Here is a 23,040-nt window from a genome sequence, read left to right on the forward strand (position 1 = left end):
ACCGAAAGACGCCCGGAACGTTACGCGTCACGCAACATCTGGTCCATCGAGCGGGACGGCTCCTCGCAGCCCGCCTCGCCAACGATGCGAGCCGGCACACCGGCCACGGTCTTGTTCGGCGGAATGGACTGCAGGACGACCGAACCCGCAGCGATCTTGCTGCAATGGCCGATCTCGATATTGCCGAGAATCTTCGCGCCGGCGCCAATGAGGACGCCATGACGGATCTTCGGATGCCGGTCGCCGTTTTCCTTGCCGGTGCCTCCAAGCGTCACGCTGTGCAGGATGGACACATCATCCTCGATGACGGCCGTCTCGCCGACCACCAGGCCGGTCGCATGGTCGATGAAGATACCCTTGCCGATCCGCGCGGCCGGATTGATGTCGGTCTGGAAGACGGACGAAGACCGGCTCTGCAGGTAGAGCGCGAAATCGCGGCGCCCCTTCCGCCACAGCCAGTGCGCCAGGCGATGGGTCTGCAAGGCATGAAATCCCTTGAAGTAGAGCACCGGCATGATGTGGCGGTCGCAAGCCGGATCCCGGTCGTAATAGGCCTGGATATCGACGCGGATCACCTCGCTCCACGACCTCTCATCCTCCCACATCGAGAGAAACGACTGCCGCAGCAGCTCCGCACCCAGGTCGTGATGGTCCAGACGCTGCGAGATGCGGTGAATCACCGCCTCCTCCAGCGTGTCGTGATTGAGAATCGAAGCATAGAGAAACGCCGCGAGGACGGGATCGTTCTTCGCCGCCTCCTCGGCCTGATCTCTGACAGCCGACCAGATCGGGTCCAGCTGATCGGACGCATCGCGGAGCGCGTGTCTGGCTGTCATCGGAACTCTCCTCATGCAAGATACGGCACGTATGTACTATTCTAGGCCGATCCAGGGAAGTTTGGAATTTTTTATTCCTTTTCGCCCGAATAGCCCAATCGAGATCCTCGACCTGCACGCCGCTTCATGCCTGGGGAAGCAGCATCCCCGTCCAGAGCCCGGCCAGGTTCGACCGCGCGCCGGCCGCCCCCCCGGCACCATACACGCACGGCAGGAAGCCTGCGGCGCCTCCAATCAGGAAATGGGACGAGGTCGGCCGTTCGCAACCGCCCAAACGTGACGGTGATCATCCGTGAAGCTTGAAAGCAGACCGAAGGTCCAGACTGCCTCGGCAGGCCCCTCCGCTCTCGGTCAGGCTGCTCCGTCCGTCCGCATCACCGCTGACTAGGGTCGCCTCCACGGCTGCCGCTGGCTACCCGGAGTCTGAGAGTCCTTGCCCCGCCGTCGGTCAGAGCGGATGGCGCGCCAGGAACTCCAGCACCTTGGCCTTGAATGACTTGTCACCCACCGACAGCATGTGATCCCTGCCCTCGATCGTGAAACCCTCGCCGTTCGGCAGCATCGCCGCCAGCCGGTGAGGATCCCCGCCGATGTCGTCCCGGTCGCCCACGGCGACGAGAACCGGGTTTCTGATGCTGGCCATCTGCTCGGGGGTCAGAAGCTGGCGGCTCCGTGAAATGCACGCGGCCAACGAACGCCGGTCGCTCCGCGTCCGGTCGGCGAAGGTGCGGAACATCCGCGCGCGCTCATGGGTGATCGTCGAGGGATCCTCGGCGAGAAGCGCCTCGGCGATGATGTCCCATTCCCCCACCCCCTCGACCATGCCCGACCCCAGGCCGCCGAGAACCACGCTGCCCACGCGCTCGGGATGGTTCAGCGCCGTGACCGCGCAGATCCTCGCGCCCATCGAGAACCCCATGATGTGCGCCCGGTCGACGGCAAGGTGATCGAGCAGCGCGATGACATCGCCCGACATCTTTTCAAGCGTATAATCGGCCGCGTTGTGGCTGCCGGACGACAGGCCATGACCGCGGTTGTCCAGGGCAATGACGCGATACCCCGCCTCGACAAGTGTCTTTACCCAGCCCGTCGAAACCCAGTTGACGACAAGGTTGGAGGCAAAGCCATGGACGAGGACGATGGGATCCCCCTCGCCCTCCTCCATGTAAGCAAGCTCAAACCCATCGTGAGAGAAACGCTGCATTTTCAATTTTACTCCGCTGGCAGCTACTGACGGGCAATCAGGGGATGGCGAAGCTGGTTCCCCACCTCGATTCCCAGGCGCGCCGAGGTACCGGCCCTGAGCTCCAGAACGTAAAGCGACGTGACTGGCGGCGCGATGGAGGCCTCGGAATAGGGCTCGCCCGACTGAATGGAGCGCACCTTGCCATCCTCGCCGATGAACAGGAGGTCCAGCGGCATCGGCGTATTCTTCATCCAGAACGCGCGAACCGTTGGCTGATCGAACACGAACAGCATGCCGCGGTTGTCCGGCATCTCCGTGCGGAACATGAGTCCCCGGGCATGCTCGGCAGGTTGCACCGCAACTTCGATGAAAACCTGACGCTCGCCGGCGGTCGTCTCAATGACCAGAGGAACCGGATGCACCGGAAGCAGCATCGGCTCCTGGGCCCGCGCCACGACGGCAAGGAACGGTACCAACAAAATGGCGAGGGCCGCGAGCAGTCTCTTGTGCATGTTCAGCTCCGGAAGGGACTCAGTGTGAAACCGACAGGGTCCCAATATCCGGATGAACTTCGGCGGCCATAAGGCCCTTTTCCCCGCGTCCATAGCGCACGAGGACGACCTGTCCCGGACGCAGCTCCGTCACGCCGAAACGGCGCAGGGTTTCCATATGGACGAAGATGTCTTCCGTGCCCTCTCCCCGTGTCAGGAAACCGAATCCCTTGGTACGGTTGAACCACTTGACCAGGGCGCGCTCCAGTCCGCTTTCCGGAACCACCACCACGTGGGTCCGCGGAGCCTGATCCTCTGCCGGGTGGACCGCCGTCGAATTGTCCATGGCCAGGATACGGAAGGCCTGCATCCCCTTCTCGCCCCGGCGCGAAAGACAGACCACCCGCGCCCCTGACAGAGCCGTCTGGTACCCGTCGCGCCGCAGACAGGAAACGTGGAGAAGAACATCACCGATCCCGGGTTCGTCCGGAACGATGAACCCGAAACCCTTCGCTACATCGAACCATTTGATGGCGCCGGAAATCTCGACAAGATCACCGGTGTCTTCGGTGCCGCCCTCTGCCCGAGCGTCGACTCCAACTGCAAGCCCCCTAACGTTCGAGGAATTGTCCTCCATCCGCTTGCCTTCCCTCGCTGCCATGGGAATGATTCTGTAGTAGAAGGATAGCACCTTCGGCTCCCCCGTTAGCAACCCCCGAGATGCATTTTCAACAGTAGTGAAGGCAAGCATTTTCAAATACTTAACTGAATATCAGTGCACCTGTTCGACGTATTTAAAGACGGCCTGAAGGTGTTCGGAAAACCAAAATGAAAACAACACAGGAAGAGAGGAAGTAAAAATGCGTTATCTACACACAATGGTCCGCGTGAGCGACATCGAACAGTCGCTCGACTTCTACTGCAATAAGCTTGGCCTTGTGGAAGTGCGCCGCATGGAAAACGAGAAGGGTCGTTACACGCTTATTTTCCTCGCCGCGCCCGAAGATGTGGAGCGGGCGAAGGCGGAAAAGGCCCCGATGGTCGAGCTCACCTACAATTGGGATCCAGAGGTTTACACGGGCGGCCGCAACTTCGGCCATCTGGCCTACGAGGTCGATGACATCTACGCGACCTGCGACCGCCTCATGAAGGCAGGCGTGACGATCAACCGCCCGCCGCGCGACGGCTACATGGCCTTCGTCCGCTCGCCCGACGGCATCTCCATCGAGCTTTTGCAGAAGGGACAGCCGAAGGAACCCGCCGAGCCGTGGGTTTCGATGGAAAACACCGGCACCTGGTAATGCTGGCCGGGGCGGCGCGGCAGACCGCACGCGCCGCCGTCGGCGCTTCCGGCCTTGCGGACGTGGAATCACGCATTTGGGAGTCGGATATCAACTTTGGCGCGCGGCTCCGGGACACTTATGACGTTGACTTTTTTGTCGTGGCGGTGTCGTTAACGCGCAGTCATCACAGGGTGGGAGAAAGGCCTGGGACATGACAGTGACGGACATCGCGAGGAGGGTCTACAACCACACCTGGAAGCTGGATCCGATCGTCAGAAGCCTGCTCGACACGGATTTCTACAAGCTGCTGATGCTGCAGATGATCCGCGGCTTGTATCCGGATGTGAACGTCACCTTCTCCCTCGTGAACCGCAACAGGGACGTGCGGCTTGCCGACGAGATAGACGTCGGCGAGCTCAAGGAGCAGCTGGACCATGCCCGCACCCTGCGCTTCACCAAGAAGGAGATGATCTGGCTGGCCGGTAACACCTTCTACGGCCGCAAGCAGATCTTCCAGCCCGACTTCCTCGCCTGGCTCGCCGATTTCCGTCTGCCCGAGTACGAGTTGCGCCAGAAGGACGGCCAGTTCGAGCTCCATTTCCACGGCCCCTGGATGGAAACCACCATGTGGGAGATTCCGGCGCTGGCCATCATCAACGAGCTGCGCTCGCGGGCGGCCATGCGCAACCTCGGCCCCTTCGCGCTTGACGTGCTCTACGCCCGGGCCAAGGCGAAGGTCTGGTCGAAGGTGGAGCGGCTGCGCAAGTATCCCGACCTGCGCATCTCCGACTTCGGCACGCGCCGCCGCCATTCCTTCCTTTGGCAGCGCTGGTGCGTGGAGGCGCTGAAGGAAGGCATCGGCGATTCCTTCACCGGCACGTCCAACGTGCTGCTCGCCATGGACACGGACCTGGAGGCGCTCGGCACCAACGCGCACGAGCTGCCGATGGTGCTCGCCGCCCTCACCAACAGCGACGAGGAGCTGCTCCAGTCGCCTTACCGGGTTCTGGAGGATTGGCAACGATACTATGGCGGCAACCTGCTGATCGTCTTGCCCGACACGTTCGGCACGGAGGCCTTCCTGCGCCACGCGCCCGCCTGGGTGGCCGACTGGACCGGCTTCCGTCCGGATTCCGCACCGCCGATCGAGGGCGGCGAGCGAATCATCAAGTTCTGGCAGGACCACGGGAAGGACCCCCGCGAGAAGCTGCTCATCTTCTCCGATGCGCTCGACGTGGACACGATCGAACGTACCTACAACCATTTCAAGGGCCGGGTGCGCATGTCGTTCGGCTGGGGCACGAACCTCACCAACGATTTCGAGGACTGCGCTCCCCAGGAGATCAAGAGCCTCAAGGCAATCTCCATGGTCTGCAAGGTGAGCTCCGCCAATGGCCGGCCCGCGGTCAAGCTGTCGGACAATCCGGAAAAGGCTACCGGCACGCCCGAAGAGATCGAGCGTTATCTTCGGGTGTTCGGCAACGAGAACCGCGTCGCGAAGACTCTTTCGGTGTGAGCCGGATCTGCGACGAACCGGTCACCAGGCCGTTCTCCATTTGAAGAACAGCACTCGCGTTTCGCCAAGCAGACATGAGGACTTCGCGCATGGTGCCGGCGCGCCGAAGAGATGGCGTGCCGCCAGAAGGTGCTGCCGACGGGAACCCGGCGCGAATGCCCTTTTGGTGTGAGCACGAGAATGAACGGGCTCCGCAGTCCGTCCGCTCCCGAGCCTGAGCTGCCAGCACACTACCATTTCCCGACCGGTCAACCGCTCCTGTCGGGCCCGTTGGCACCATTCGCAAAAAAGAATGCCACTCCATCACCGCCCGAACATCCGCAGCAGCGGCGCGAGCCTTCCCTGCACGAGCGAGGGACGGCAGACGCTGAGACTGCCGCTGAGTCCGACCATGCACTCGCAAACCTCGACCGAGAGTTCGGTCACGTCTGCCCTTGAGGCATTGCGGATGGCATCCACGGGCGACTGGACATAGCCGCGCCTGACGGCCGATTGCCCTAGACAGCGCAGGGCCCGCGTCTGCACATCGACCCGATCACGGTTGTCCCAGAGGAAACGGGCGAAGTTGCCGGCCACGCGGGCGCAGTCGCCTCGCCCGGCACAGACGGTCGTGGCCGCGCTCGACAGCTGCTGGACCATCGCCCGGAGAAGGCCGGTTCCGCCTTCGGCCGCTCCCGATGGCGGCTCCGGCGCATCGGGAAACCACTGCGTCGGGTCGTTGGCCACATCGGGCTTCACCGCCTCCGCCCGTCCGGCCGGTTCCGCCGAAAGTGTCTGTTCCACTGCCGGAACGCCCGAGGTTTCAACGGCCCGCGTACCATCGCCGGTTACCGGGTGTTGCGGCAGCGCGGCGCCCTGCCCGTGCTGTTCTTCCAAAAACTCCTCCAACGTCACCCGTCCGCCCGGCCTTCCCCCGGGCGCTTCGCTGGAGACGGAAGGCACGTCCTGACCCGAGGCGGCATCGCCGGAAGTATCAGCCGACGTTGTGCCGCCGGCAGGCTCGGGGCCCTGCACAGCCGACGGGCCCCGACCCTGTTGCTCCCCCTGCCTCAGGATCTGCTCCAGCGTCGCCGGCCCGCCCGGGCTTCCCCTGGGCGCTTCCCTGAAGACGGTAGACGCGTCCTGATCCGAGGCGCTTGGTGGAGCGTCTTGAGCCACAGCCGATACCGCCAATAATGCCGAGACACTCCAGGCAAGGATCAATCTCATCAGGCCCCCGAGTTTCGCCAAAGGAAAATGTTGTTCGCAGGCAAGTCCTGCGACGGGCGGCAAAGTTGCAGCCCTGCTTTGGCGACAACAAGGCAACGGCGCCGACTTTTCGGCAATCGACGCGGCCTGGACGGCCCCTCCCCGGCCCTTTCAACCGGAACAAGCCCCTGAATTATCCGTGGGCGAGGCCCTCGGCTGTCTGCCGGCAAGCCCCTTGACCACCGCAGCCAAGCACCATCTCGGGGGCCCAATGCAACAGCGTGCTCGGCATGAGGCCGGGCCGAACAGAAGAGGTTCAGCGGGCCACAACTGCCCCGCTTGCATCAAGGTTACTCGTCCGCACGACTTGGGCAGCTCCCGCCGCAGGCGAGGCCCTTGGTTTCATCTGCGAGCGAACCCCTTGACCGCCGCAGCCAAGCACCCATCTCGGGGGCCCAATGCAACAGCGTGCTCGGCATGAGGCCGGGCCGAACAGAAAAGAACAGCGGGGCCACGGATAGCCCGCCCTGCACCGAGGTTACTCGTCAGCACAACGCGAGTGGCCCCCGCCGTCAGGTTGCGTATCGAGAGGCCGCTTTTTTTGCCCTGACACGGCGACCGAACGACGGTCGGCACGCTCTGCTCCGAGCATGTCCTGTCATACGAGTTGGCGCCACGCAACAAGTGCCGGGCGCCAAGCAACGAGCGGCCAGGTTGAGCTGAATTCCTTCGCGCTTGAGAGACGAGACCTGCTTAGAACGGAATTTCGTCGTCCAGATCGCGCGAGTAACCACCGCCGGCAGGACTGTCCATCGGATCAGACTGGCCGAAGTCCGAGCCGCGGCTCGAGCTGCCGCCGCCGTAGCCGACCTGGCCGCCCTCGCCCCCGCCGCGCGTGTCCAGCATCACCAGCTCCCCGCGGAACCGCTGGAGCACCACCTCGGTCGTGTAGCGGTCGTTGCCGTTCTGGTCCTGCCACTTGCGGGTCTGCAGCTGGCCCTCGAGATAGACCTTCGAACCTTTGCGCAGATATTGCTCGGCCACCTTGGCGAGATTCTCGTTGAAGATCACCACGTTGTGCCACTCGGTACGGTCGCGGCGCTCGCCCGTGTTGCGGTCCCGCCAGCTTTCCGAAGTCGCGACGCGAAGATTGACCACCGGCTCGCCGGAAGGCAGACGCCGCACTTCCGGGTCCGCCCCGAGATTGCCGATCAGAATCACCTTGTTAACGCTGCCAGCCATGGCAAAACTCCATACATTCGATTTGGCGCAAGACCGCTGCACATGATCCGCAGCCCTTTGTCCGTCGCGCGCATTCTATTTGATCGGCGCCAGACTTGCGCGCGCCGAACCGAGAAAACTGCAACCCCGTCCACAGTTCATTTTGTTCCAGTTTTGTTCCATTATACGCACAAACGGCGTGGCCGCAACTCCTGCGCGCAGAATTTTCCCGATTTCATTCTTCCTGCTTGCGCGAAAGGCAATCGGCCGTCTGCCCGGACATCTACCATCCTGCAATAGAAAGCGGCCCCGCCGCCATGTATTGGTAGCCGGGGCCTCTTCGACATTTCTCGATGAATCTTCCGGATTTGCGTCCGGATCTTTAAGGGCTGCGTGAACGCACCCTTCAATATATGCTCAGCGATGTGGGATGATGCAGCCGGCGCAAAGGCACCTGGTTATCCGGCCTCAAGGTCGCCAACGCCTGCAAACGCCGCAACCTCGGCAAACCATCATTCCAGATCCCCAGTTCCGGACGGGAAACCGTTCCTTGTCCAGGAACCGTTCAGCGGCCGGCTGTGCTCCACTCTTCGGTGGAGCTGGAGGATTGGTCGGGTGGTGTCATGCCTCCCTCCGTGCTCGTTGCGCTACCATCCCTCCGCGTCAGACGAGGGAAATGGTAAGAATAATTCTGTGCCTGTCGGCGGCCTGCGTCAACCCCTAAACATGCTATTTGTCTTCGTTCGATCTTTGTTCTTTTTTTGCTTGCACTTGAACGCGAAAGACATCAAAAGATAATCAACTGTAACAGGCTGCGCCGGGTGCCGCCTGGCGTCGACAATCCAGCATCCGTTTCCTACATGAGGCCGACGTCGCCCTGCCGCGGCTCCCTGCAGGAAAATGCACAAACCATCAGTGAAGCTAGATCGGCCCGAAGAATGCCTGAGCACAAGTTCATTTCTGTCCGCGGCGCCCGCGAGCACAATCTGAAGAACGTCGACCTTGACCTGCCGCGCGAGAAGCTGATTGTCATGACGGGGCTCTCTGGCTCCGGCAAGTCGTCGCTCGCCTTCGACACGATCTACGCCGAGGGCCAACGGCGCTACGTGGAAAGCCTCTCCGCCTACGCCCGCCAATTCCTGGAGATGATGCAGAAGCCGGATGTCGACCAAATCGACGGCCTGTCGCCGGCAATCGCCATCGAGCAGAAGACGACGTCGAAGAACCCGCGCTCGACCGTGGGCACCGTCACCGAGATCTACGACTACCTGCGCCTGCTCTTCGCGCGCGTGGGCGTGCCTTATTCGCCCGTCACAGGCCTGCCGATCGAGAGCCAGACAGTAAGCCAGATGGTCGACCGGATTCTCGCGCTTCCCGAAGGCACGCGCCTCTACATCCTGGCGCCCATCGTGCGCGGTCGGAAGGGCGAATACCGCAAGGAATTCGCGGAGCTTCAGAAGAAGGGCTTCCAGCGCGTGAAGGTCGACGGCACCTTCTGCGAGATCGCCGACGTGCCGGCGCTTGACAAGAAGTTCGCCCACGACATCGACGTGGTGGTGGACCGCATCGTCGTGCGCCCGGACATCGCCACGCGCCTGGCCGACTCGCTCGAGACCTGCCTGAGGCTTTCCGACGGGCTCGCCGTCGCCGAGTTCGCCGACCGCCCGCTGCCCCCCGAACACACGGCGGAAGGCGGCGCCGCCAACAAGTCCAAAAACGAGACGCACGAGCGCCTGATCTTCTCGGAAAAGTTCGCCTGCCCGGTCTCCGGCTTCACCATTCCCGAGATCGAGCCGCGGCTCTTCTCCTTCAACAACCCGGCCGGCGCCTGCCCCGCCTGCGACGGCCTCGGCAGCCAGAGCGCCATAAACCCCGACCTCGTCGTGCCGGACGAGAACGCGGTGTTGCGCGAAGGCGCCATTGCCCCCTGGGCGAAGTCCACCTCGCCCTATTACCTGCAGACGCTGGAGGCGCTCGGCAAGGCCTACGGCTTCAAGGTCAGCAACCGCTGGAAGGAACTTTCCGAGGAAGCGCGCAATGCCATCCTTTACGGCACCCGCGACCGCCAGATCACCTTTGAATATGACGACGGCGTGCGCAGCTACCGCGCGACGAAACCCTTCGAAGGTGTGATCAACAACCTCCAGCGCCGCTGGAAGGAGACGGATTCGGCCTGGGCGCGCGAGGAAATCGAGCGCTTCATGTCGGCCTACCCCTGCCCCGCCTGCAACGGCCACCGGCTGAAGCCCGAGGCGCTTGCGGTCAAGATCGACGGCCTGCACATCGGCGAAGTCACCGACATGTCGATCCGCCGCGCCTCCGACTGGTTCAACGCGCTGCCGGAAAAGCTCTCCGAGAAGCAGAAGGAAATTGCCGGTCGCATCCTGAAGGAGATCCGCGAACGCCTTTCCTTCCTGGTCGACGTCGGCCTCGACTATCTGACCCTTTCGCGCTCCTCCGGCACGCTCTCCGGCGGCGAAAGCCAGCGCATCCGGCTGGCCTCGCAGATCGGCTCGGGCCTGACCGGCGTGCTCTACGTGCTCGACGAGCCGTCGATCGGCCTGCACCAGCGTGACAACGAGCGGCTGCTCAACACGCTCCGCCATCTTCGCGACCTCGGCAACACGGTCATCGTCGTGGAGCACGACGAGGACGCGATCCTGACCGCCGACCACGTGGTCGACATCGGCCCCGGCGCCGGCATCCACGGCGGCCGCGTGATGGCCCAGGGCACGCCGACCGAGATCATGGCCAACCCGAACTCGATCACCGGCAAGTACCTCACCGGCGAACTCGAGATCCCGATGCCGAGGCAGCGCCGCGAGATCCCGAAGAAGCGGCGCATCCGCGTCGTCGGCGCGCGCGGCAACAACCTGAAGAACGTCACGGCCGACATTCCGCTCGGCACCTTCACCTGTGTGACCGGTGTGTCCGGCGGCGGCAAGTCCACCTTCCTCATCGAAACGCTGTTCAAGGCGGCCTCCCGCCGCATCATGGGCTCGCGCGACAACCCGGCCGAGCACGACCGCATCGAGGGTCTGGAATTCATCGACAAGGTGATAGACATCGATCAGAGCCCGATCGGCCGCACGCCGCGCTCCAACCCGGCCACCTACACGGGCGCCTTCACCCCGATCCGCGACTGGTTTGCGGGCCTGCCCGAAGCCAAGGCGCGCGGCTACCAACCCGGCCGCTTCTCCTTCAACGTCAAGGGCGGCCGCTGCGAGGCCTGCCAGGGCGACGGCGTCATCAAGATCGAGATGCACTTCCTGCCCGACGTCTACGTTACCTGTGACGTCTGCAAGGGCAAGCGTTACAACCGCGAGACGCTGGAGGTGCTGTTCAAGGGCAAGTCCATCGCCGACGTGCTGGAGATGACGGTCGATGAGGGCGTGGAGTTCTTCTCTGCGGTACCGGCCGTGCGTGACAAGCTCCTGACGCTCCAGCGCGTAGGTCTCGGCTACATCAAGATCGGCCAGCAGGCCACTACCCTTTCGGGCGGCGAGGCGCAGCGCGTGAAGCTCGCCAAGGAGCTCTCCCGCAAGGCCACCGGCCGCACGCTCTACATTCTGGACGAGCCCACCACGGGCCTCCACTTCCACGACGTCGCCAAGCTGCTTGAGGTCCTGCACGAGCTGGTCGACCAGGGCAACACGGTGATCGTCATCGAGCACAACCTGGAGGTGATCAAGACGGCCGACTGGATCCTGGACTTGGGGCCGGAAGGCGGCGATGGCGGCGGCGAACTGGTCGTCGCCGGCACCATCGACGGCGTCATGGCCGAACCTCGCTCCTACACCGGCAGGTTCCTGAAAGAGCTGCTAGAGCGGAGAAGGAAAGAGGGCAAACAGCAGGCGGCGGAGTGAGAGCGCCTTCCTCTCCCCTACCGAATGTGGGATGGAGGCACCGAGCGCAGCGGGGCGGAGCGATTGCTGCAGATTCTAATCGCCACCTTCCAGCCTCGTCTCGTCGCCCCCTGGTCAGTACTCACACAGCCAAGCGCGGAACAACGGGGCGTCGGTGACGTCCGCCCGTATCTTTTTTGCTTCGACTACGCTTCTCTGTCACATTCATCGCCAATTTGCTGAAAGAGTTCTTCTCTCATCCTCTCTTCTTCCAATCGATCATTCGCGGAATAAATGTCCGCTTGGATTCGCTTAATTCCACGTGCTACAAGCCCCCAATCTTTACGTAACTTTTGGACTTCATCGGCAATTTTGGTGAGAGGACTTCGTGATACCAGATATGAAACATTGCTATAGTCAGACATCGAGAGTTCATATGACAAACTCTCACGTCTTTTTGATTTTGGATGACGCTTCCATCTAACCGTTACTTTATATTTTTTATTACTAACTTCAATAAAGTCGCAAATATTGCTATGAAGTGACTGTGATGGACGAAGAATACTTATTTGCGTAAGTGATGCATCCAAGCTCTTCCGATGTCTTGAACCTTTTGGCAACGGAGGATCAAGATTTATCTCGATGTCATACGCTACACCGTTTCCCGAATTAGAAACTATGAGATCGACATAACGCGCGCTCCAAACGTTAGGCTCAAGTGTTGCGGTCACGTGAGGTTGGGAAGTAGCTCGCGATAAAATTCTTGTTTCCCTAGCTAGCACCCATGTGGCGTATACAAGAGCTACCGTTGCAAGCGCTGTTACAAAATCTGCTTTACTCTGAACAAATTCAATCACTTTTAAAACAGTATCCCACATCCTTTGAATACCCCTCCAGCGTATTAGGCTTGGCTGAGAAACCAGGAGTTCTTTGCTCGAAATGTTGTTTACTCTCTGTCTTGAATGCGCGTGATAAGCAGTGCGCTCGAGCGTGGTTTTCTCCCAGCGATTTACGGCGTCTCCATCCCATCAATTCTAAGGCCCGGCTTTGCAGAGGCAAGTAATGGCTGGATTTGCTCGATACGGCATCCCCCTCTTACAACGTCCAAGGACTTGGGCTTCGCCCAAGCCCAGGACGTTGTGTTCTCCCCCGCGAGGGGGAGATAGGCTCCCTGCACCGTCGTTCCCGCAACTCGCCAATGTCTGTGATTTGCGGCGAGGCCGATGCCAGCCTTATCTCCCCCCTTTGCGGGGGAGAAAGCAAAATCAACATCTTGGCGAAGCCAAGTGTTAGATTTTGCCAGAGGGGGGAACAGCATCCAGGAAATCAGCATCCAGACGATCACATCCTCCCCGCCGCCATCGCCAATATCTCTCGACACACCCCATCGATATTCCGGATCACGTCGTCGTTCCAGAACCGCAGTATGGTGAAACCACAGGCGCGGAAGTGGGCGTCACGACGCTTGTCCCACGCGGATTCCGAGTGCTGGCCCCCGTCCACCTCGACAATGAGCTTCGGCCGAAAGCAGACGAAGTCGAGGATGTAGCCGTCGAGCGGATACTGCCGGCGGAAGCGAAGTCCCTCCAGTTGCTTGCGCCGGAGCGCCTGCCAAAGCAGGTTTTCCGCCCTGGTCGCATCCTTGCGCATCGCGCGCGCATAGGCGCGGTGGCTCTCCGGCGGCTGGTAGCGCATGGGCGGTGCTCCATGGATGGGGATCTGGAGACAAAATACAACTAGCGGTTGATCGCAGCAATAGCTGCTTTCGTCGTTGCGGCGTTGAGGTGTGCAGTTCCCCCCTCTTACAACGTCCAAGGACTTGGGCTTCGCCCAAGCCCAGGACGTTGTGTTCTCCCCCGCAAGAGGGGAGATAACGGCGGCATCAGCCTCGCTCCAAATTGCAGACTCTGTGTTTTGCAAAGGCAACGGCGCACCGCACCCCTATCTCCCCCGCTGTGGGGGAGAAAGCGATTTCGGCACCTTGGCCGAGCGACGCGAAGGTCAAGTGCCTGAAATCGCAAGTGGGGGGATCCAACGGAACACGTCGAGGCGTCAAGGAACGGCAATCCACTCAATCGCGGTTTCAGCTTTCGCCTCCGGACACTCCCGAACGCGGCCGTGCTTCCGCGCTTTGCCCTCTCCTGTCCGGGATGTCAGGAATCTTGCGCCGCCGCCCTCCCCGCGGGCTGGACTTGCACCGCGGGAAGCGCGAAGGTGAAAGCCGTCCTGAGGGCCCGAACGGAGGAAACATGGCAGCGGCAGCGAAGAGCGGCATCATTCGCGCCGGCATTGGAGGCTGGACCTTCGAGCCGTGGGAGGGCACCTTCTATCCGGCGGACCTGCCCAGGAAGAAGCAGCTCGAATACGCGAGCCGGCAGCTTCCCACCATCGAGATCAACGGCACCTATTACCGCGGGCAGAAGCCAGAGACCTTCGCCCAGTGGGCGGCGGCGGTGCCGGACGGCTTCGTCTTCTCCGTCAAGGGCAGCCGGTACGTCACCAACCGCAAGGTGCTGGCCGAAGCGGGCGAGTCCATCGAACGCTTCTTTGCCACCGGCGTCACTGAACTCGGCGATCGGCTCGGGCCGATCGTCTGGCAGTTCGCGCCCACCAAGAAATTCGAGCCCGAAGATTTCGGGGCCTTCCTGCGCTTGCTGCCCGAACGTCACGCAGGACGCGACCTGCGGCACGTGCTCGAGGTGCGGCATGAAAGCTTCTGCACGCCCGACTTCATCCGCCTGGCGCGCAAGCACCGCATGGCCATCTGCTACGCCCACCATCACGTCTATCCGGAGATCGCCGACGTCACCGCCGATTTCGTCTATGCCCGGCTGCAGCGCGGTGAGGATGCCGTCCCCACAGCCTATCCGCCGGAGGAACTGGAGCAATGGGCAGAGCGCGCGAAGATCTGGGCCGAGGGCAGCGTGCCCGACGGTCTGCCGGTCATCGACCCGGCCGCGCCGGTCGAGCGCGTCCCGCGGGACGTCTTCGTCTATTTCATCCACGAGGGAAAGGTCCGCGCGCCGCAGGCGGCCCGGGCCTTCATGAAGCTCGTCGCCGGCGGGTGATGTTGTTCGGCCACCTTTCCGCGAACGATCAGGCTTTCCGGAGCGGTTCGGGGCTTGTACGGGCACCCGCACGGCGCCGGACCAGATCGAGCACGACCTTTGCCGCAAGTTCGCCGGATGGTGTCGACGTCGACAGCGCCTCGGCCACCTGGGCGAAGCCCTGCCGCTGGGCAAGCCGGGTCGGCGTGTCGCTCCACAGGCGCGGCAGCAGCCGGGCAAGCAGCTCCGGCCGCACATACTGGTTAAAATATTCGGGCACCACCGGCCAGCCGGCGATGAGGTTCGGCAGCGAGGCCGACCAGACCTTGATCAGCAACGGCCCCAGCAACCGGGCGATGAAGTCGGTCCGGTACACCGAGATGAACGGCACGCGCGCCAGCGCGAGTTCGAGCGCCACCGTTCCGGAACAGGCGAGTGCCGCATCCGCCTCGCCGAAGGCCTTCCACTTGTGGGCCTCGTCGAGGATGACCTCCGGCTTCACGGCCCAGCTCTCGGTGGCGTCCATGACCAGCTGCGCGACGTGCGGAACGGTCGGGATCTGCACCTGGAAGGCATGGCCGGCAGACTTGAGCGCCCGCACGGTCTCGCCGAAGACAGGCAGCAGCCGGCTCACCTCTCCGCGCCGCGAGCCGGGCAACAGCAGCAGCTTCCTCACCCCGCCCCGGTTTCCGCCGCCGAGCTGTGAGAGTGCTGCGTCCCGGATCGCCGGATCACTCGCCAGCCGGTGGCCTACGAAGGTGCCTGCCGGACCGCCAAGCCGGTCGAGCTCGTCCGGCTCGAACGGCAGCAGGCAAAGGATATGGTCCACATAGGGCCGCATCTCGATGGCCCTGCCCGGCCGCCAGGCCCAGACGCTCGGGCAGACGTAGTGCACCGTCGGTATATCCGGCGCATCCGCCCTCACCCGCTTTGCCACACGCAGGCTGAAGTCCGGCACGTCGATGGTGATCAGACAGTCGGGCTTCGCCGCGGCGATCGCTTTCGCGGTCTGCCGAATGCGCATCATAAGGCGCGGAAGCGACTGGAGGACGGCCGAGAAGCCCATGATGGCGATTTCGGCCGGATCGAACAGCGAGCGCAGGCCGAGCTGATGCAGATGGCGGCCGCCGACACCGACCAGCTCCACCGGGCGGCCTGACTGGCGCGCGAGCGCGCGCACGAGGTCGGCGCCCAGCAGGTCACCGGATTCCTCGCCGGCGACGATCGCGATGCGCAACGGCGCGGAGCCCTGATTCATTTCTCGCGCCCCTTTTCGTATCCGATAATGAACAGGCCGAGCTCATCCGCCAGCCGGATCGTCTCGCCCGTTTCCAGAATGAAACTGCGCCCGGCTTCCACGGCGATGCCGGCGAGACCCGCCGCATGGGCGTCTCGCACCGTCTGCGGACCGATCGCCGGCAGGTCGGCGCGGGTTTCCTGCCCGGGTTTGGCGCATTTCACCAGAACGCCGCGCGTCTTGCCAGCTAACCTTCCGTGGGAGCGCAGTTCGATCGTGCGGGCGAGAAGCCCGTCGGTGCCCTCGATCCCCTCGAGCGCGATCGCGCGGCCGCCGATGGCAATCGCCGCCTGGCCGATGTCGAGCCGACCGATGGCACGGGCAGCCTCAAGCGCGGCGGAAATATCCTTCTCGTCGGCCGCCGTCGGCTTCGCCTTCGTCAGCACCTGGTTTGGCGCCAGCAGTTCGGGCGCGACCTCATGGGCTCCCACGACGTGGATGCCGTGCGATTCCACGTACCGGATCAGCGTGCTGAGCAGATCGTCGTCGCCGCGCGCATAGGCCCAGAGAAGCTTCGGCAGGAAGAGCAGCACCCCTGGCGTCATCCGCAGGCTGCGGATGGGCGGCCTGCGCTTCACGCCGCCGGCCATGACGAGATGTGTTACGCCCTGGCGCTTCAACTTCAGGAGAAGCGTGCCGACGTGTTCCAGCTTGATGCTCCAGAGGTCATAGCGCTCCGGCGCGCGCTCGAACTGCGCCTCGCCCTCGATCGCCACGACGAGCGGCCGATGGCCCATGGCGCAAAGCGCCTCGGCCACGCTGTGGGGCAGCATGCCGCTTCCGGCAATGATGGCGACCCGGGAGCCAGGCCCAAGGGGAACGGTCGGCGAGAGTCTATTCCTCGCCGCCGTCATCCTCATCAGTCCCGGTGTGGCCGCGGCGTGGTGGCACGGTGAACTGCCGCTTTTCGCGAACGGCCAGGAAATTCACGATATCCAGAACCTCGGGCGAGTCAGCGAAGGCCTCCCGCACGACCGGAATGGTTTCGGCCAGCGTCCGCGCGGGATCGAAGAGCATCTTGTAGGCCTTGCGGATCTCCATGACCTTGGAATGGGACATGCCCGAACGCTTCATGCCGACGACATTGAGGCCGCGCAGCGTCGCGCGGTCGCCCACGGCCATGCCGTAGGGAATCACGTCGCCCACGACGGCAGCGAAACCGCCGAGAAAAGCGTGATGTCCGACGCGGACAAATTGGTGTACGGCCGCATAGCCGGAGATGATCACATTGTTGGCGATGTCAACGTGACCGCTGAGCGCAGAGTTGTTCGCCATGGTCACGTTGTCGCCAACGGAGCAGTCATGCGCGACGTGGGACTGCGCCATGAACAGACAGTTGTTGCCCACGGTCGTCTTGCCGCGGCTGGTGTCGGTGCCGCAGTGCATGGTCACGCTTTCGCGGATCACGCAGCCGCTGCCGACCTCCAGCGTCGTCCGTCCTCCCTTGTGCTTGTAATTCTGGGGCGCACCGCCAAGAACCGCATTGGGATAGACCTGGCAGCCGGCGCCGAGGCGCGTGCCGTCCAGTATGGTGACGTGGGAGATCAGCTCCACGTCGTCGCCGAGGACCACATCGCCTTTCACGTAGCAGAACGGTCCGATGCGAACTCCGCTGCCTAGCTCCGCGCCCTTCTCTACAATCGCACTGGGATGGATATACGTCATGCGGCCGCCGTTTCTGCCTCTTCATCCTTGGGGGTCATCAGCGCCGAGATCACCGCTTCAGCAACCTTGGCGCCGTCGACGATTGCTTCGCAGGCGAATTTCCAGATGCCACCGCGCTGCTTCAGCTTCTTCACGTGCAGCTCCAGGCGGTCGCCCGGCAGGACCGGCTTGCGGAACTTGGCGTCGTCGATCGTCATGAAATAGACGACGTTGGGAGTTTTCGCGCCGGCGTTGTGGATGCAGATGGCGCCAGCCGTCTGCGCCATGGCCTCGATGATCAGCACGCCGGGCATGACCGGACGGTCCGGGAAGTGCCCCTGGAAATGCGGCTCGTTGATCGTGACATTCTTGATGCCGATCGCAGAGTTGTCGCCGTCGATCTCGATGATCCGATCTACCAGCAGGAACGGGTAGCGGTGCGGGAGAAGCTGCAACAACCTGGCAATATCGAGACTGTCCAACGCCTTCGGCGCTTCCTCTGCCATCGTTTCTATTTCCCTTTCCTCTTTCCTTCAACGAGACTGCGCAGGGCTGCAATCTCGCGGAACGCCTGTCTGATGGGCTGGGCGGGCGAACCGGCCCATTTCTCCCCGGCGGGAATGTCGTTCATCACGCCGCTGCCCGCCGCGATCTGCGCCCTGTCTCCGATGGTGATGTGATCGGCGATGCCGACGCGCCCGCCCATCATCACCATGTCGCCCACAACCACCGAACCGGAAATGCCGCAATTGCCCGCAATGACGCAGGAGCGGCCGATGCGCACATTGTGAGCGATCTGGACGAGGTTGTCGATCTTTGTCCCCTCGCCGATGATCGTGTCGGTCAACGCACCGCGGTCCACTGTTGTGTTGGCACCGATTTCCACGTCATTCTGGATGATGACACGACCGATCTGCGGGTTCTTCTCGAGCCCCGTCGGACCGGGAAGAAACCCGAAACCGTCCTGTCCGATCTGTGCCCCCGGATGGATGATGACCCGGTCACCGATGAGGGCGTACTGAATGGTGCACTGGGAACCGATGTAGCACTCGCGCCCGATGCTGCAGCCTTCGGCGACCACCGCGTTCGGACCGATGATCGTTCCCTGCCCGATCGCAGCGCGGGGTCCGATGACCGCGCCTGCCTCGATGATCACGCCTTCCTCGATCAAGGCATCGGAAGAGACGAAAGCGCGCGGGGAAATGCCGCTCTCGCCGGTTACTGGCTGCGGCCGGATTCCCTGCGGAAACAGGAGCCGGGCCAACTGTGCGAAGGCCGCCTGCGGCCTGCGGCATACGAGAATGGCAACATTCGGGGGAACGTCGCTTACGGATTCCTCGTCGCAGATCACCGCCGCCGCCCGCACGGACGACAGCAGCGAGGCATTCTTCTTCCCCTCAACGAAAACGAGGGCGTCTTCGCCGCCCTCGGATGCCGCGGCGATCCGGCCGATGACTAAACCGGCCTTGGACTCGTCAAGCAACCTGGCACCGGTCAATGACGCGATTTCGCCCAGTTCGAGACGTCGCGATGGAACAAAGAACTTGGGTTCCGTCATGGTGCCTGTCCGTCCCGTCCGGGCGCGAGGCCCGGAGGGATCTTTCAGCCTTAGAAGCGCGTGGAGATACCGAAGTTCCAGTGCTGGATCCGGTCGGTATCCTCCTTGAGAACCGGCTCGGCATAGTCGACGCGCAGCGGACCGAACGGCGATGCCCAGATCAGGCTCGCACCGACCGAAGCGCGCCACTTGAGGTCCGTGCCCTTGGCGTCGGCGTAGTCGTTGCCGTAGAGCGTTGCCGCATCGGCGAACACGGCGCCGCGCAGACCGATGCTCTCGGGCAGGATCGGGATCGGGAACTGCGCCTCGACCGTGCCATGCAGGTAGGTCTTGCCGCCGAGGTAGTCGCGGCTGCTGCCCACCTCTTCATAGGGGCCGATACCGTTGTACTTGAAACCGCGGATGATGCGGTCGTTGCTGTTGAAGTTGTCGAAGATGCGTAGCGGCTCGCCACCCCACGCAGCGATGTGACCGGCGCCCACCGTCACGAGGCCGACGAGGTCAAGATCCTCCGACAGCGTGTGGTAGTAGTTACCGCGGCCGGTAACCTTCACGAACTTTGCATCGCCGCCAAGACCGGCGAACTCGAGCGCGGCCGTCGCGTAGATGCCGCTGCGCGGATTACGCGGGTTGTCGAGCGTGTTGTAGACGAACGCAGCGCTGATCGACGAGCGTGTCCAGGGGCTCTCCCGAATAGCTTCCCCGACTGCAGTATCTTCATCTATGCTCCCAACGCCCTTGTACTCCTCCCGTGAGTAGTTATAGGCGAGCTGCGCCGTCAGAGCCTCTGTGATCGGCAGACCGAAGCGGACCGTGCCGCCCGTCGTCTCACGGTCATACACATGCTCGTTCTTCGAGTTGCTGGCCTTGCGCGTGTTCCGGTAGATGTCGAAACCGGCTGCAATCCGGCGGCCGAGGAAGTACGGCTCGGTGAAGGACAGCTGGAAGTCTCGCGAATCCTTGCCGCCCGAAGCGGAGAAGCGGATGAACTGGCCACGGCCGAGGAAGTTACGCTCGGTGATCGAGCCCTCGAGCGAGAAACCGCCGCCACTGCTGGAGGTCTGGCCGGTGGTGTAGCCGGCGCCGATGGAGAACTCACCCGTCGACTGCTCGACGACGTCAACGACCAGGATGACCTGATCCGGCTGCGAACCCGGAACGGTCGAGATGTTGACCGTCTGGAAGAAGCCGAGACCCTCGAGGCGGCGCTTGGCGCGCGCGATCATGACCTGATTGAAGGCATCGCCCTCGCTCACGTCAAACTCGCGGCGGATGACATAATCACGGGTACGGTTGTTGCCGCGGATCTCGATACGCTCGATGTAGGCGCGCGGGCCTTCGTCGATCGAATAGACGACCGAGATCGTGTGGTTGGAGAAGTCGCGGTTGCCGCGCGGCGTCACTTCGGCGAAGGCATAGCCGCTGGCAGCAAGCTTCTCCGTCAGCGCGATGACCGAGGACTCGACGTCCTTCGCGCGGTAGACATTACCCGAACGCGTCTTCAGGGCGGACTGCAGCGAATTGATGTCGATGCCCGGAACGGTGCTTTCGATGCTGACGTCGGAGAACCGGTAACGCTGGCCCTCGTCAACGGTGAAGACGATCGTGTACTTGTTGTCCTGCAGGGTCGCGGTCGCATCGAGCACGCGGAAGTCCGCATAACCCTGGTTGAAGTAGAAGCGGCGCAGAGCCTCCTCGTCCGCGCGGATGCGGTTCTCGTCATAGACGTCATTGCGCGTCAGGAACGACAGGAGGTTCGACTCCTTGGTGCTGATCACCTCACGCAGGCGACGGTCGCTGAAGGCATTGTTGCCCTCGAAGCGGATGTCGGCGATCTTGGTGCGGTCACCCTCCTGAATGTTGTAGATGACGTTGACGCGGCCATCCGTCAGCTGCTGCACCTGCGCGGTCACGACGGCATCGTCGCGGCCGATGCGGCGGTAAGCCTCGCGGATCGCCTCGACGTCGGCATCCATGGCCTCACGGGAGTACGCGCGGCGCGGGGCGAGCTGCACGGCCTGGGACAGATTGGCGTCCTTGATCTTCTTGTTGCCCTGGAACAGCACCTGGTTGACGATCGCGTTCTCGCTGACCGTCACGACCAGCGTACCGCCCGACTGGCGAACGGAAACGTCGGAGAAAAGACCCGTTGCAACCAGGCGGCGGACCGCCTCGTCGAGGTCAGCCTGGCTGAAATTCTGTCCCGGACGGATCCCCAGCTGACCGCGGATAGAATCGGCATCGATGCGGCGGTTCCCCCTCACCTCGATCCGGCTCACCGTAGCGGCTTCTGCCGTTTCGATCAGCGACATCTGAACAGTGGTCGCCCCAGCAAGCACAAAGCTGGTGGTGATCGCTACCGCCGAAACAGCGGACTTAAATCTCGAAGCTGCCTTCATTGGGCCTATTAACCTTCTATCCCCGTTGTCCCCACGCGGAAACCCGGACTACGGCAATCCGTTCAACCGGCTGTTACCGTAATAGCCAGATTTTCATTACACGCAAGGCTTCTGGTTAATTTGAATTTAGGAACTTCGGACTCGTGGCATTCGCGACACGGTAATTTGCCAGCGTGGTAAATACACCCTGAACAGCCGCGTTCTCGTCCTCAGTGCCCCCTCACGAAAAAATCCCTCGACCGGCAAAGACGTTCTGCTGAACAGTGATCATCCACAATTTCAGCAAGCGAACAAGTCATTCCAGAACACAAACCCCATGAATGCAAGGACGATCAACATCCCGACACGGTAAACGGCCTCGGTGACCTGGGGAGGAATCGGCCTGCGCGCGATGGCCTCTGCCGCATAAAGCATGAGGTGGCCGCCATCCAGCGGCGGAATCGGCACCAGATTGAGGATGCCGATGCCCACGGACAGTAGCGCCACCAGCTGCACCAGCCACTCAAACCCGAGATCCGCAGCCCGGCCCGCCATGTCGGCGATCTTGACCGGACCGCCCAGCTGGCAGCGGTCCTCGCGGCCCACCACGAAGCGTTTCATGAACTGGCCCGTTCGGGCGATGATGGATCCGGTCTCCTGGATTCCCGCCACCACCGCCTGCACCGGCGAATACTCGATGCGATCCCGCTTGCCGACGGCCTCGTTGGTGACGACGCCAATCAGGCCGATTTTCACCGTCTGGCCGAGGGCTGTCTGCTGCTCCGATACTTCCGGCGTCGCGACCGTGCGGATCTCCTGGCCGTTCCGGTCGAGCACGATCTCCAGCGGATCGCCCGCGCGACCGGTGACGATCCGCTGGACATCCGCAAAGCTCTCCACCTTCACCCCGTCAATGGACACGAACGTGTCGCCCGGCTGAATGCCGGCCTGCTCCGCCGGGCTGCCTGGCCGGACCTCGGCGACCGTGGGCTGATACACATACTGGCCATAGATGGCGAACATGGCGGCGAAGACGGCCGCGCCGAGCACGAAATTGGCGAAGGGGCCGGCAAAGACGGTGACGGCCCGCTTCCACAGCGGCTGCGTATGGAACGCGATGCGGCGTTCCTCCTCTGTGAGTGCCTCGAGATCCTCCTCACCCGGCGCAGCGCTTGTGGCAGATACGTCGCCGACGAACTTCACGTAACCGCCCAGCGGAATGGCCGCGATACGCCAGCGGGTGCCGTTCTTCGCGGTGTAGCCCCAGATCTCCGGCCCGAAGCCGATGGAGAAGGCCTGCACGCCGATGCCGCACAGCCGGCCCGCCAGATAGTGCCCCATCTCGTGGACGAACACCACGACCAGCAGGACGAAAACGAACGGGACAAGGGTGCCCAGGAAAAAGTTTCCGACACCGGGAACTATAGCAGCAGCGATATCGGCCACGTCAGATCATCCAGCGAATCAACGAGCACCATTTCAACAGATGCGTTGAAATGGGCAGTACGATGACAGAGCTCTAACACGACTGGATGAGGCTGCAAACCGAA

General features: G+C 62.7%; 19 protein-coding genes. 4 read left to right on the forward strand and 15 right to left on the reverse strand.

Going from position 1 to position 23,040, the window contains the following annotated elements; genetic code table 11:
* Positions 1–20: 20 nt before the first annotated feature.
* The 4 genes from cysE to ABD906_RS14700 all read right to left on the reverse strand — a co-directional run bounded on the left by cysE (position 21) and on the right by ABD906_RS14700 (position 3,150).
* Entirely contained in the window at positions 21–836 is an 816-nt protein-coding gene (gene cysE / locus ABD906_RS14685; RefSeq protein WP_378188080.1) for a serine O-acetyltransferase, read from the reverse strand.
* A 448-nt stretch (positions 837–1,284) separates the two neighbouring features.
* Complete coding sequence (locus ABD906_RS14690) at positions 1,285–2,040, reverse strand: alpha/beta fold hydrolase (RefSeq protein WP_345100304.1); 756 nt, start codon at positions 2,038–2,040, stop codon at positions 1,285–1,287.
* A gap of 23 nt (positions 2,041–2,063) precedes the next feature.
* Positions 2,064–2,534, reverse strand: coding sequence for a DUF192 domain-containing protein (locus tag ABD906_RS14695; protein WP_345100306.1), 471 nt, complete (start codon positions 2,532–2,534; stop codon positions 2,064–2,066).
* 19 nt (positions 2,535–2,553) lie between these two features.
* Positions 2,554–3,150 (reverse strand): cold-shock protein, encoded by a 597-nt coding sequence (locus ABD906_RS14700; RefSeq protein ID WP_345100493.1) that lies wholly within the window; start codon positions 3,148–3,150, stop codon positions 2,554–2,556.
* A 223-nt stretch (positions 3,151–3,373) separates the two neighbouring features.
* Here ABD906_RS14700 and ABD906_RS14705 point away from each other — a divergent pair, with 223 nt between their 5' ends.
* Both ABD906_RS14705 and pncB read left to right on the forward strand, forming a co-directional pair.
* Positions 3,374–3,814, forward strand: a complete 441-nt coding sequence (locus ABD906_RS14705) for a VOC family protein (protein ID WP_345100308.1) — start codon at positions 3,374–3,376, stop codon at positions 3,812–3,814.
* 193 nt (positions 3,815–4,007) lie between these two features.
* On the forward strand, positions 4,008–5,312 hold the full coding sequence (gene pncB, locus ABD906_RS14710; protein WP_345100310.1) for a nicotinate phosphoribosyltransferase: 1,305 nt from the start codon (positions 4,008–4,010) through the stop codon (positions 5,310–5,312).
* Between the two features lie 303 nt (positions 5,313–5,615).
* Here the strand turns inward: pncB and ABD906_RS14715 are convergent, their stop codons facing one another.
* Positions 5,616–6,470 (reverse strand): hypothetical protein, encoded by an 855-nt coding sequence (locus ABD906_RS14715; protein ID WP_345100312.1) that lies wholly within the window; start codon positions 6,468–6,470, stop codon positions 5,616–5,618.
* Between the two features lie 783 nt (positions 6,471–7,253).
* Positions 7,254–7,742 (reverse strand): single-stranded DNA-binding protein, encoded by a 489-nt coding sequence (gene ssb, locus ABD906_RS14720; RefSeq protein WP_345100314.1) that lies wholly within the window; start codon positions 7,740–7,742, stop codon positions 7,254–7,256.
* A gap of 917 nt (positions 7,743–8,659) precedes the next feature.
* Between ssb and uvrA the strand changes: the two genes are divergently transcribed.
* A complete protein-coding gene (gene uvrA / locus ABD906_RS14725) occupies positions 8,660–11,587 on the forward strand; it encodes an excinuclease ABC subunit UvrA (protein ID WP_345100316.1) in 2,928 nt (975 codons plus the stop codon).
* Between the two features lie 185 nt (positions 11,588–11,772).
* Here the strand turns inward: uvrA and ABD906_RS14730 are convergent, their stop codons facing one another.
* On the reverse strand, positions 11,773–12,444 hold the full coding sequence (locus tag ABD906_RS14730) for a hypothetical protein (RefSeq protein ID WP_345100318.1): 672 nt from the start codon (positions 12,442–12,444) through the stop codon (positions 11,773–11,775).
* 463 nt (positions 12,445–12,907) lie between these two features.
* Entirely contained in the window at positions 12,908–13,261 is a 354-nt protein-coding gene (locus ABD906_RS14735) for an endonuclease domain-containing protein (protein WP_345100320.1), read from the reverse strand.
* 554 nt (positions 13,262–13,815) lie between these two features.
* On the opposite strand from ABD906_RS14735, the gene ABD906_RS14740 reads away from it, so the two are divergent.
* Positions 13,816–14,634 (forward strand): DUF72 domain-containing protein, encoded by an 819-nt coding sequence (locus tag ABD906_RS14740; protein ID WP_345100322.1) that lies wholly within the window; start codon positions 13,816–13,818, stop codon positions 14,632–14,634.
* Between the two features lie 28 nt (positions 14,635–14,662).
* On the opposite strand, the gene lpxB is transcribed toward ABD906_RS14740, so the two are convergent.
* The 7 genes from lpxB to rseP all read right to left on the reverse strand — a co-directional run bounded on the left by lpxB (position 14,663) and on the right by rseP (position 22,936).
* On the reverse strand, positions 14,663–15,871 hold the full coding sequence (gene lpxB / locus ABD906_RS14745; RefSeq protein WP_345100324.1) for a lipid-A-disaccharide synthase: 1,209 nt from the start codon (positions 15,869–15,871) through the stop codon (positions 14,663–14,665).
* Positions 15,868–16,770, reverse strand: a complete 903-nt coding sequence (locus ABD906_RS14750) for an LpxI family protein (RefSeq protein ID WP_345100326.1) — start codon at positions 16,768–16,770, stop codon at positions 15,868–15,870. The genes lpxB and ABD906_RS14750 overlap by 4 nt, the downstream gene beginning before the upstream one ends.
* Positions 16,745–17,575: an acyl-ACP--UDP-N-acetylglucosamine O-acyltransferase gene (gene lpxA, locus ABD906_RS14755; protein ID WP_345100328.1), complete on the reverse strand. Its 831-nt coding sequence runs from the start codon at positions 17,573–17,575 to the stop codon at positions 16,745–16,747. Before lpxA ends, ABD906_RS14750 begins: the two co-directional genes overlap by 26 nt.
* Positions 17,572–18,060, reverse strand: coding sequence for a 3-hydroxyacyl-ACP dehydratase FabZ (fabZ, locus tag ABD906_RS14760; RefSeq protein ID WP_345100330.1), 489 nt, complete (start codon positions 18,058–18,060; stop codon positions 17,572–17,574). The genes lpxA and fabZ overlap by 4 nt, the downstream gene beginning before the upstream one ends.
* A gap of 5 nt (positions 18,061–18,065) precedes the next feature.
* Entirely contained in the window at positions 18,066–19,112 is a 1,047-nt protein-coding gene (lpxD, locus tag ABD906_RS14765) for a UDP-3-O-(3-hydroxymyristoyl)glucosamine N-acyltransferase (RefSeq protein ID WP_345100332.1), read from the reverse strand.
* Positions 19,113–19,162: 50 nt separating this feature from the next.
* Positions 19,163–21,511: an outer membrane protein assembly factor BamA gene (bamA, locus tag ABD906_RS14770; RefSeq protein ID WP_345100334.1), complete on the reverse strand. Its 2,349-nt coding sequence runs from the start codon at positions 21,509–21,511 to the stop codon at positions 19,163–19,165.
* 279 nt (positions 21,512–21,790) lie between these two features.
* Positions 21,791–22,936, reverse strand: coding sequence for an RIP metalloprotease RseP (gene rseP / locus ABD906_RS14775; RefSeq protein WP_378188089.1), 1,146 nt, complete (start codon positions 22,934–22,936; stop codon positions 21,791–21,793).
* Positions 22,937–23,040: the final 104 nt, after the last annotated feature.

Origin of the sequence: Chelativorans composti, from assembly GCF_039541695.1 — a bacterium.
GTDB lineage: Bacteria > Pseudomonadota > Alphaproteobacteria > Rhizobiales > Rhizobiaceae > Chelativorans > Chelativorans composti.